Source organism: Haladaptatus ordinarius (genome assembly GCF_054177595.1).
In genome coordinates this window covers 1-7,426 of record NZ_JBPEHH010000146.1, presented here as the reverse complement: position 1 = coordinate 7,426, position 7,426 = coordinate 1, and the positions used below count along the sequence as shown (strand labels likewise).

Sequence of the window (7,426 nt, the reverse complement as noted above, 5' to 3'; positions counted from 1 at the left end):
TCGCGCTAGCCGTCTGAGCGATGCCATATCGCCAGACGGCGTCCATTTCCCGGTTAATCTGACGGAAGATAACCGTGAGAGCGTCTGAGACTGTCGTCATTCTGCGGCAAAACAAGGCAAGGACCGTCCAACATGAACTCGTCGGCCACCTGTGCGAGTGGTTTTACTCACTAGTCATGAAGAGACGATGAAACGCTTCTCAACAACTAAACAAACATTGACGAAGGACTTAACCAACGACCGCACATGGTTCAGCTATGGTAGAGATACTCTTTCTCGTCGGAATTGCTGTCGCAATTTTTGTGGGTTTCAACGTCGGCGGTTCGAATACCGGAGTTGCTTTCGGTCCCGCAGTTGGAAGCCAAACGATCTCAAAGTTCGGTGCTGCATCCCTCATGAGCATCTGTGCGCTTGTCGGTGGATGGACTGTTGGCCGCAATGTCATCAATACGATGGGTGGTGAAATCGTTCCGAGTCGATTTTTCACTCTAGAAGCGAGTATTGCAATTCTCTTTTTTATCGGACTGGCGTTGTTTCTCTCGAATATCGTCGGTGTTCCTGCCTCGACCTCAATGACAGGTGTTGGCACGATTGCTGGTCTTGGCCTTGCAACTGATGCACTAAACTTGGGAGTGATGGGGCGGATTATTTCGTGGTGGCTTGTCTCTCCAGTGATTGCATTTTGGGTGAGTGCTATTATCGGTCGATACTGGTACCCTGCCCTTCTCGACTGGTTTGCAATCACGCAAAGCAAAGGCGCACTACTTCAGATCGATCGCTCTGGATTGATTGTACGGCCGACACTTGGTCCGGATACGACTATGCGAGAATTTATTGGAACCTCGTTGGTTATTATCGTCGGCTGTTATACTGCATTCTCGGCAGGGGCATCGAATATGGCGAACGCAATTGCTCCACTCGTTGGCAGTGGTACCATTAAAATGGACTATGGTATTTTGATTGCGGGGGTTGCTATTGCAGTCGGAGCATTTACAATTGCTCAACGAACCCTCGATACGATGGGAAACGAACTCACTGATATGCCCCTGCTTGCAGCATTAATCGTCGCACTCGTGAGTTCTACACTCATCACTGTCCTTTCAGAACTCGGAATACCTGCTAGTATTGTTATTGTTTCAACAATGAGTATTGTCGGTCTTGGATGGGGCCGTGCCACACGTGTGAAAGAGTATACCCAGCGGTCTAGAATGATCGAGGAAGGGCCACTGGGAATCTCCAGCGGCGCACTTGCTGTAGATGCAGAAGACACACCGACAATTGACAAAACCGAAACTGAAGAGATTCACCATACATCGGCTAGTGAAACAGGTAGCAATCCGTACCCCGACATTGAAGCACTATACGAACCGTGGACTACTGCCCGTGTCATTGCCATGCAGAATATCGTTCCAGGGATTGCAACAGTCTCTGCGTACCTGTTATTCGAATTCGTTCCTCTCTTCAGTTAGTCCGGTTCTCAGACGTATTAGCCACGATGCCCTTGGATTATTGCGTACTTTCTGACATTCGAAGGTACATTCGGAACTCCAAATCGTCCGCGTCTTTTCCACGGACTTCCGACCCTGCTTTCTCGAAGGGTACTGAGTACTGGGTATCGGTCATCACGCTTTCATCACAGAGTTGGTCGGTGAGATGTTGGACGTCTCCGGCTTCGGTTCCCGGCGCTAGGATGACGAGGTTGGTTCTGCCATCCTCAATATCGAGTAGTTCGTCCATCTGAGTGAGCAAGTCATCGAAACTGCTGATCTTCTCGAATGGAAGACCGATGTACGACTCGTTCTGATATTCGAGACGAGGTGGCATCGTGCAGTCCGCCGATTTCTTCGCTCGTTCACGTCTATGTACTTGTACCCGCTGGTGCAGTCGCTTGATTCGAGAGTCGTACTTCTCGCGCCACGAAAGGATGGTTTCGTCCGGACGACATTGAACCCGATAGGAATCGTCACCAACTTTGTCTATCAGTCCGTATGCAGTAAGTAGATTAAGCATTCGACCACTGTTGAAATCAGTCACTTCGGTTCTGCCATGATGTTCTGCATACTCTTCCTCGAGTGCACCGCGTGTGAAGAGGTCGTCTTCGTACTTTTGCCAGATGAATAAATAGAACGGGATACAATCGTCGAGGAACGGGAGTACATCGTGCGAGGACATGGCGTAGGAAGACGGTCTCATTCCGATTAAACATCACTGTTCGTGTCAACGAAATCTCTCTGTGGGTTGATCGTCGATGAGCGATAATTCATCTTTGTCAAGTAATTCATTATGGATAATTAACTATTTGGCCGGGGGAGTCGGGAGCTAGCATGGGGCATAGAGTATGCCAGAGACAATATTCGAAGTCGACGTCGAGAAATCGCCGGAGGAACAGCCAGATCCGATCGTGAACCGGTGGCATCCTGACGTTCCACCAGTAGATAGTGTCAAGCCGGGTGAAAAGTTTCGCGTAGAATGTCTCGACTGGACGGGAAATCAAGTGAACAACGATGACAGCGCGAACGACATCCGTGACATGCGACTCGACCCCAACCACCATCTCAGTGGGCCGATCGCGGTCGAAGGAGCGGAACCAGGCGACCTGTTGGTCGTCGACATACTTGACCTTGGGCCATTTCCGGACAACGAGTGGGGGTTCACCGGAATCTTCGAGCTAGATAACGGTGGAGGATTCCTGACCGACCACTTCCCAAACGCACGGAAAGCTATCTGGGACTTCGACGGTGTCTACACGTCGTCGCGACACATCCCAGACGTCCGGTTCGCGGGGCTTTCTCATCCTGGTATCCTCGGGACGACGCCGTCACACGAACTTCTGGAAGAGTGGAACGAACGCGAACAAGCACTCATCGAGCGAGGCCCTGAGGCTGAGACCGCAGTCAATCACGAGACTCACGAGGACGAACCACCGTTGGCACTCCCGCCAGAACCGAACGAGGTGATGCTCGGTGATATGGACGATGACGGAGTCGAGGAAGCGGCGGAAAAAGCAGCACGCACGATTCCCCCGCGAGAGAATGCTGGTAACTGCGACATCAAGAATCTCAGTCGGGGCTCGCGCGTGTACCTTCCCGTCTTCATCGATGGAGCGAACCTCATCACTGGCGACCTCCACTTCTCGCAGGGGGACGGCGAGATAACCTTCTGTGGTGCAATAGAGATGGCTGGCTACGTCGACCTGAAAGTCGACGTTATCAAGAACGGCATGGAACAACTCGGCGTCGACCATGCCATCTTCAAGCCGGGTAACGTCGAGCCACAGTTCTCCGAGTACATCGTCTTCGAGGGCTACTCCGTCGACGAGGACGGCACACAGCACTACAAGAACGCCAATGTCGGGATGCGACGGGCGTGTCTCGACGCCATCAACTATCTGACGAACTTCGGGTACACACCTGAACAAGCGTATATCATCCTCAGTACCGTCCCGGTCGAAAGCCGAATCGCTGGTATCGTCGACCTCCCGAACACGTGTGTGACCGTCTCGGTGCCGGAAGCGGTCTTCGATTTTGACGTCGACCCAGACAGTCTCGCCGAGGTGTCTGCCGAGCGTCAAGGTGACGCCGCACAGCCGTCGTAACCAGTGTAGTCCGGTAGGATCGTCCCGGCCCTGTTTTTTCGCTTGTCGCTCACTCGTCAATCAGTGGCTGATCAGTGGCCGATCGCCCAGGGGTATCCCCCACTTCCGTGCTCGTGGGTGGTGTGGCCGTGGTCGTGTTCGTGGTCACTTTCATCGGCGTCACGGGTCGCTGCGATGACGTCGTCGATTCGAAGAAGCATGTTTGCAGCTTCCTCAGCATTGGCGATGGCGTGACGTTTGACGGCTGCCGGTTCCAAGACACTGTTGGTCAACATGTCCTTCGGTCGTCCGTTCGTTACGTCGAGTCCGACGTTCTGCTTCCCATTGTGATGGTTTGCACGCAACTCGACGAGTGTATCTATGGGGTCGAGACCTGCTGTCGTCGCGAGCGTTCTCGGTATCGCTTCGAGGGCGTCTGCGAACGCGTGAACTGCAAGTTGTTCGCGACTATCGAGCGAATCGGCGTACTCGCGGAGTTTCTTGGCAAGATGGATCTCTGTGGCTCCGCCGCCGGGTAGGACGTCGCTATCTTCGATGGCAAGGGTCGTAACGTACAGACAGTCCTCTATGATACGTTTCATCTCATCGACGACGTGCTGAGTACCACCACGCAGGAGCACCGATACGTGCTGCGAATTGGCATCTTCGGTGACGATCAGGAGGTGCGTTCCTGCGATGGTACGGCGCTCGACTTCGTCGGCGTAACCGATCTCCGCTGGTGATAGTTCATCTACCGACGTAACGAGTTTGCCACCAGTTACATCCGCCAGTTTGTACAGCTCGTCCTGCCGCGTTCGCTCGATCGCAAGGATACCTTCTCTGGCGAGTTGATTTCGAAACGCGTCGTCGATGGATTTCTGGCAAACGACGACATCCGCTCCCGCATCGATGATCTCGCGAACCTGAGTCGCGTAGGCGTCGTGCTCGAATCGACGAAGTGCTTCCATCGTCTCCGGACTGTCGACAGTGACGCTTTCTACCGCGTTGGCCTCGTCGACCGTCAATTCGGTGTCGATGAGAGCTAACTTCGCCCCTTCAATTCGACGTGGAATGTCGAGTGTTTTCCCTTCGATCGACGTGGATGAACTCCCGATGTCGATGGCGATGCCTGATACGAGCGAGGAGTGGGCGATACCCGCACCGGCCACGGGTCGGAGAGTTACTTTCGAAAGATCGACCGTCCCTTCGTCTTCGACAGCACGGATGGCACCAACAGCGAGGTCGGCGAACACTTCGGCTGCGTCGGCGTCCCATTTTCCAGTCACCGAGGTCGCTGCAACGTCTCGAAGGGCAGATTCATCGGTGGGCGAGACGTCGAGACTCATTGTGTCGAGCACGTCGAACGCTTTCTGACTGGCTCGCCGGTATCCCTTCGTCACACTGGACGGGTGGAGACCATTTTCGAGCAGTTGCTCAGCTTGTTTCAGTAACTTGCCCGTCAATAGTACTGCTGTAGTCGTTCCATCCCCCGCCTTTGCCCCTTGACTGGCTGCGACTTCGACAATCATCTCCGCAGCAGGGTGCTCGATATCCATTCTATCGAGAATGCTTGCACCGTCGTTCGTGATGACGACCGTTCCAGAAGCGCTGACGAGCATCTTGTCCATCCCTTTCGGGCCGAGCGTCGTTCTGATCGTTTCTGCGAGTGCTTTTCCAGCGGCGATGTTGGTGTTTCTGGCGTCGTCTCCACGAAGTCGTTCCACTGGTGCAGAGTGGACGGCGGACAGCGAGCGGTTCCCAGCTGGGTCAGACATGTCACTGCACGCCACAACGGTGTCCTACAAAAAGGTAGTCCGTAGATAATGTTCTCGACTCAGCAGACGACTTTTCGAACCGATTCGATCGGCCTTACCCGTCCTCTTTATTCGACGCTCGACTACGTCCACCGTATCCGCGTGTTCGCCTCTGGATCGTGGATGTCGTTCCGAGTCGACTTCTATTCGACCAAGGTGATCGATGCCGTATCTGGAGGTACGAAAACTATCGCAAGCCGTGACGACCCTGTTCTTTTTCGACGATCGAAAATCGACCTCTCTCACCCGCTCTCTGGTAAAATCATAATTCGCGACTGGTTTGACCAACTGTTAGTTATTTATACTATTCTAACGAAGGAACATATTGGGACGTTCCAAATCCAATTCGGGGGAGACAATGTCACTATACACGATTCTTGGAATGGGGTTAGTGTTCGTTGGTGCTGTGCTGATAGTGAACGGCATCTGGCTTCTCGGTCGTGCTGACGATCGAGATACGGCCGTGCTGAACTTCTTCGTCGGGGTGTTGACCTTCTTGATAGCGATGTGGTGGGCGTTCGGGGGTGATTCAGAAGGGACGGCGTTCAACGCTGCGGGAACACTCCTATTCTCGTTCACGTACCTGTGGGTCGGATACAACGCGTATCGTAGCGCGGATGATCAGCGCTCGCTCGGCTGGTACTGCATCTTCGTCACGGTCGTCGCAGTCCCAACCGGATACATCGTTTGGCTGGCCGGTGACGTCGGCCTCGCGGCACTCTGGTGGATTTGGGCCGTGCTCTGGGCAACGTTCTGGCTCCTTCTTGCACTCCGCCGTAGTGAATATACGTCTCCGGTCGCGTGGTACACCGTCGCGGTCGGCATCATCACCGCTGCTGCTGGGTATCTCATGGCAGCAGGCATGTGGCCCTGGGCTCCCGCATGAACTTCGTCTCAGGTCACCATCCTCAACAGAAGATGGTTCGGGGGAACGCCAGGAGGCCTTCTTCACGAAACGATGAGCGATGCGATGCCGATAGCCAGGACCGAGCCGACGATATTCAACGCTGCATACGCGACAGATTTTATCTGCTCACCTGTCTCCCAGAGCCGGATGGTGTTGTACGAAAACGATGAAAACGTCGTGAACGAACCGCAAGCACCAGTGCCGACGAAGAGTAAAACGTCGTTACCGGCACCGAGAAACGTTATAAACCCAAGAACAAACGAGCCGACGACATTCACCGTGAGGGTTCCTGTTGGAAAGTCTTCTCGCTCGACAGCCTCGTTCACGAGATGGCGAACCACTGCACCGAGCATGCCACCGAATCCGACGAGATGACCTGGTTCCACCATCCTTCAATCACTCTCAATCGATAGTGCGACCCGCCGCCCGAGGAGAACCGCGATGAAGCCGATTAAATAACTTCCCACGACGTTGAGCAACCCGATGAGTGGAGTCGCTTGGACACTCTCGAGTGCGAACGTACTGTAGGTAGTGAACGATGACAGGAATCCTGTCCCGAAGACCACCACCGACTTTTCGGCCAAAATCGACGTCGTGAGTGCTTCGTAAAGAAGGAATCCGAGAAGGAAACTCCCGACGACGTTGACGAGAAACGTCCCTCGGAGGTCAGGGAGGAACGTCCCGACGAAGAATCGGAAGTTCGATCCGACGAACCCACCGAGTGCTATCAGGAAGATTTCTTCCAGCGTTAGGAGTGGGCGCTCACGTAACATGCCTCGTGAGGTTCACGTCTACGACACCGCCAGACGTTATCTTTTCCCTGGCATGAAACTCGCACGCTGGGATGAAATCCGTGCTGCTGGAGCGATATGACCCATCTGACGGTGGCAAAAGTGACATCCTCCTCGCCGTAAACGGGGGGATTCTCTCCTAACAGACAGATAGGCGCGGGCAAAACTACCGTCACTTCGGTTCACAAGACGATGTGGTGACATCCTCCCCGCCGTAAACGGCTGTCTCTTACCCATAAGTCAGTGATAGAGAGAAAATCTAATCAAATGAGATCTGAGAAGAAGGAATGAGTCAAAATGCGGTCATTATTGGAACTGAACCTTGAGTCGCTATGAGTAC

7 protein-coding genes are annotated in these 7,426 nt (G+C 53.8%); 3 read left to right on the top strand and 4 right to left on the bottom strand.

The window, feature by feature from the left end; all coding sequences use genetic code 11:
• The first annotated feature begins 257 nt into the window (after positions 1-257).
• A complete protein-coding gene (locus ACR3FF_RS24550; RefSeq protein WP_458190755.1) occupies positions 258-1,469 on the top strand; it encodes an inorganic phosphate transporter in 1,212 nt (403 codons plus the stop codon).
• Positions 1,470-1,506: 37 nt separating this feature from the next.
• On the opposite strand, the gene ACR3FF_RS24545 is transcribed toward ACR3FF_RS24550, so the two are convergent.
• Complete coding sequence (locus tag ACR3FF_RS24545; protein ID WP_458190754.1) at positions 1,507-2,172, bottom strand: hypothetical protein; 666 nt, start codon at positions 2,170-2,172, stop codon at positions 1,507-1,509.
• Positions 2,173-2,338: 166 nt separating this feature from the next.
• On the opposite strand from ACR3FF_RS24545, the gene fmdA reads away from it, so the two are divergent.
• On the top strand, positions 2,339-3,595 hold the full coding sequence (fmdA, locus tag ACR3FF_RS24540) for a formamidase (RefSeq protein ID WP_458190753.1): 1,257 nt from the start codon (positions 2,339-2,341) through the stop codon (positions 3,593-3,595).
• A 71-nt stretch (positions 3,596-3,666) separates the two neighbouring features.
• Here the strand turns inward: fmdA and thsA are convergent, their stop codons facing one another.
• Complete coding sequence (gene thsA, locus ACR3FF_RS24535; protein ID WP_458190752.1) at positions 3,667-5,349, bottom strand: thermosome subunit alpha; 1,683 nt, start codon at positions 5,347-5,349, stop codon at positions 3,667-3,669.
• A gap of 397 nt (positions 5,350-5,746) precedes the next feature.
• Between thsA and ACR3FF_RS24530 the strand changes: the two genes are divergently transcribed.
• On the top strand, positions 5,747-6,274 hold the full coding sequence (locus tag ACR3FF_RS24530) for an AmiS/UreI family transporter (protein ID WP_458190751.1): 528 nt from the start codon (positions 5,747-5,749) through the stop codon (positions 6,272-6,274).
• A 62-nt stretch (positions 6,275-6,336) separates the two neighbouring features.
• On the opposite strand, the gene crcB is transcribed toward ACR3FF_RS24530, so the two are convergent.
• Positions 6,337-6,684, bottom strand: a complete 348-nt coding sequence (gene crcB, locus ACR3FF_RS24525) for a fluoride efflux transporter CrcB (protein WP_458190750.1) — start codon at positions 6,682-6,684, stop codon at positions 6,337-6,339.
• A 3-nt stretch (positions 6,685-6,687) separates the two neighbouring features.
• Positions 6,688-7,068 carry a fluoride efflux transporter FluC gene (locus ACR3FF_RS24520; RefSeq protein ID WP_458190749.1) on the bottom strand — a complete coding sequence of 127 codons (381 nt, stop codon included), beginning with the start codon at positions 7,066-7,068 and terminating at the stop codon, positions 6,688-6,690.
• Positions 7,069-7,426 lie beyond the last annotated feature (358 nt).